Source organism: Intestinibacter sp. (assembly GCF_051866655.1).
Classification (GTDB): Bacteria; Bacillota; Clostridia; order Peptostreptococcales; family Peptostreptococcaceae; genus Intestinibacter.
The window spans coordinates 1-2,993 of the sequence record NZ_JBJDXL010000411.1; the positions used below are offsets into that span (position 1 = coordinate 1).

At 32.4% G+C, this 2,993-nt stretch carries 2 protein-coding genes and 1 pseudogene; all 3 read right to left on the bottom strand.

The features are described from left to right. Positions 1-209, bottom strand: a pseudogene (locus ACI3VO_RS12345) (indolepyruvate ferredoxin oxidoreductase subunit alpha); the annotation flags it as partial. A 221-nt stretch (positions 210-430) separates the two neighbouring features. Next, the gene (locus ACI3VO_RS12350) at positions 431-1,657 is read right to left on the bottom strand and encodes an MFS transporter (RefSeq protein WP_439758205.1); all 1,227 of its coding nucleotides are present in this window, start codon (positions 1,655-1,657) and stop codon (positions 431-433) included. Positions 1,658-1,749: 92 nt separating this feature from the next. Then, complete coding sequence (locus ACI3VO_RS12355) at positions 1,750-2,919, bottom strand: M20 metallopeptidase family protein (RefSeq protein ID WP_439758206.1); 1,170 nt, start codon at positions 2,917-2,919, stop codon at positions 1,750-1,752. Between the last annotated feature and the right edge of the window lie 74 nt (positions 2,920-2,993).

Consider the following 2,993-nt stretch of genomic DNA (forward strand, 5'->3'; position numbering starts at 1 on the left):
AATGATCTTGCCCCTGCAAGTGAAGCACCTATAACTGCTTCTAATGCAACCTTTTCATTATTTGCCCATTCAGCATCTATTTCTTTATATGTACCTATATTTTCTAATATCTCTGTACTTGGTGTTCCTGGATAAGCTGAAGCAAATTTAACACCAGCTTCATAAACGCCACGAGCTATTGCTTCATTACCTGTCATTAATTGTTTCATGAAAATTCCCCCTTAATATACAATCTTTATTATTTACATCGTCATTTATTTTACCTATTACTAACAATTCTCAAATAATTAACATACTACTATTAATACCAAGTTTAAACCTTCAAGTTACTATAATGTCAACTATTTTTACGAAAATTCTAAAAAATCTTCATAAAATAAGACTCCTACTAAAAAATAGTAGAAGTCACTTTTATACAACTAAATTTGTATTATGGTCTTTTTATGCTTACAACACATATAAAACTAAGTGCAATTGCTCCTATCATCATAAAAATTGTGCTAAGATAAGATCCACTAGAATCATAAAGCGCTCCTGCAATTGTACTTCCAAATGATGCTATTATAAGATTTAAATTTATTATAGAGAAGTTAACAGGGTAATTTGTAGCTCCATAAAAAGAATTTATAAAAGCAGAGTTCGTCGATGTTATACCTCCATAAGAAGCTCCACATAGCATAAATCCAACTATTAAAACGCCAAAGCTTTTAGATTTAAATGCAATAATCAACAACAAGGCTGATATAAAAAATACTACTACAACTGTCATCATAGTTTTAAAACGTCCTAATTTATCAAACATTCCACCATAGATAACGCGTCCTATACCATTACAAATAGATATTAATCCAACAACTGTCGCAATTGTAGAAGCACTTACACCCTTGCCTACTTCACCTGCTATACCACTAGCCTGTGATATCAAAGCTAGTCCTGCAGCACCAAGTAATGTTGCCCATACAAAATAAAACCAAAATGAAGGTCTTTTTACCATTTGAACAGCATTTACATCTATACCTACTTCCTTATTGATTTTGCTAGAATTTTTCTCTTTGCCTTTTGAAGCACTAACTGGAGGTACAAAATCATCACCTGGTTTTACAAAGAAAAATCCCCCAATACCTAGAACAATTACCAATATAACTCCAAACACCATAAATGAGGTTCTCCATCCTCCAATGTCAGTCGGTGTATAAGCTTGATATATCTTACCTATTATGAAGCTTCCAAGTCCAAATCCCATTAAAAGTATTCCAGAAATAAGCCCTTGCTTATCTAAAAACCACTTAGACATTGTACTCATTACTGAATTATAAGCAAGTCCTGATGCAAACCCAGCTAAAACTCCATATCCTACATATAAAGTCGCAATGCTTTGTGCCTTTGATGAAATAAAAAATCCTATTAAAAATAAAACTGCCGCCAACCAAACATTTATTTTTACATCGATTTTTTTCTGCAAAAGCCCACCTATTAGTCCACCTAAACAGAAGAATATCATACAAATTGTAAATGTTAACGATAAACTCGTATTACTCCAATTTGTAAATTCCTGACTAATCGGTGTTACAAGTACACTCCATGCATAAATAAGTCCTGCAAATAATAAAACTATTACACCTACTACTGCATATATCCAACGATTTAATGCTTTCATATTTTTATTTCCCCTTCCCTTAAAAAGTATGATTTCTTATAAGTGTAAAGTTTCCAGTAACTATAATGTCAATAATATTTTTATAAATTTACTTATTTATTATTTTTTAACCATTTTACAGCACAATTTGCAAATGCAGCTGCTCCATAAGGCATACAAACTTCATTAAACAATACATTTGGACTATGATTTACATAATCATTTCCTTGGACCTTTGCTCCTAATTCTAAGTACACAGAAGGTACTAATTGTGTTATAAATCCAAAATCTTCAGATCCTGACATTCCTTGAGTTTCAACTAAATTCAAATCATCTATATCCTCCATATACTTAACTAGCTTACGAGTTTCAGTTGGTTCATTATAAGAGCATGGGAAAGGAGTGAAAAATTCACGGTAGCTCACTGTTGCTCCAAACATAGCTTCCGCACCCTTTAATATTTGTTTAATTTTAGCAAGTACTGTATCGCAGACATTTGGATCGTATGTTCTAAGAGATCCTGTCATAATAGCCTCTTCTGGTAAAATATTTGGAGCATCACCTGAGATAAATTGTCCTATAGTTAAAACTGCCCTCTCAGTTGCAGAAATACTTCTTGGAATTAAACTTTGAAGTGCTTGGTATATATACATTCCTGTATTTATAGGGTCTATACCCTTTTCTGGCATAGAACCATGACATCCCTTACCTTTGATTTTTATTTCAAATGCATTTACTGAACTAGTAGCCCCTCCTATAGCATAGGCTATTGTATTAGGTTCATGTGTAGGAAAAACATGCATCGCAATAGCTAAATCTACCTTAGGATTTTCTAAAACACCCTCATCTATCAGCATTCTAGCTCCTTCACCAGCCTCTTCACCTGGTTGGAATACTATCTTGACATTTCCTTCTATATCATCTATGTTTTCAGATAAAATTTGAGCTACTGTAATCATAATCGCAGTATGCATATCGTGACCACAAGTATGTGCTGCCTTTATTTTACTTCTAAATGGTAAGTTGTTTACTTCCTCCATTGGAAGTGCGTCCATATCACAGCGGAGTAAAACTGTCTTTCCTGGTTTCTTTCCTTCGATTAAAACTACTATACCTGAATCTCCAACGATTTTAGGTTCTAAATTCATTTCTTTTAATCTACCAATTACATATTCCTTTGTCTTCGGTAAAACCATTCCACATTCAGGATTTTCATGAATATGTCTTCTATCTTTAATAGTATTAGGTTTTAATTCTATAGCTCTTTCTAAATATTTATTCATTTCATACCTCCATATATAATAGACTTAAAAATTTATATTATCCAACTATTATTATAGTTCATTTACCTACTATA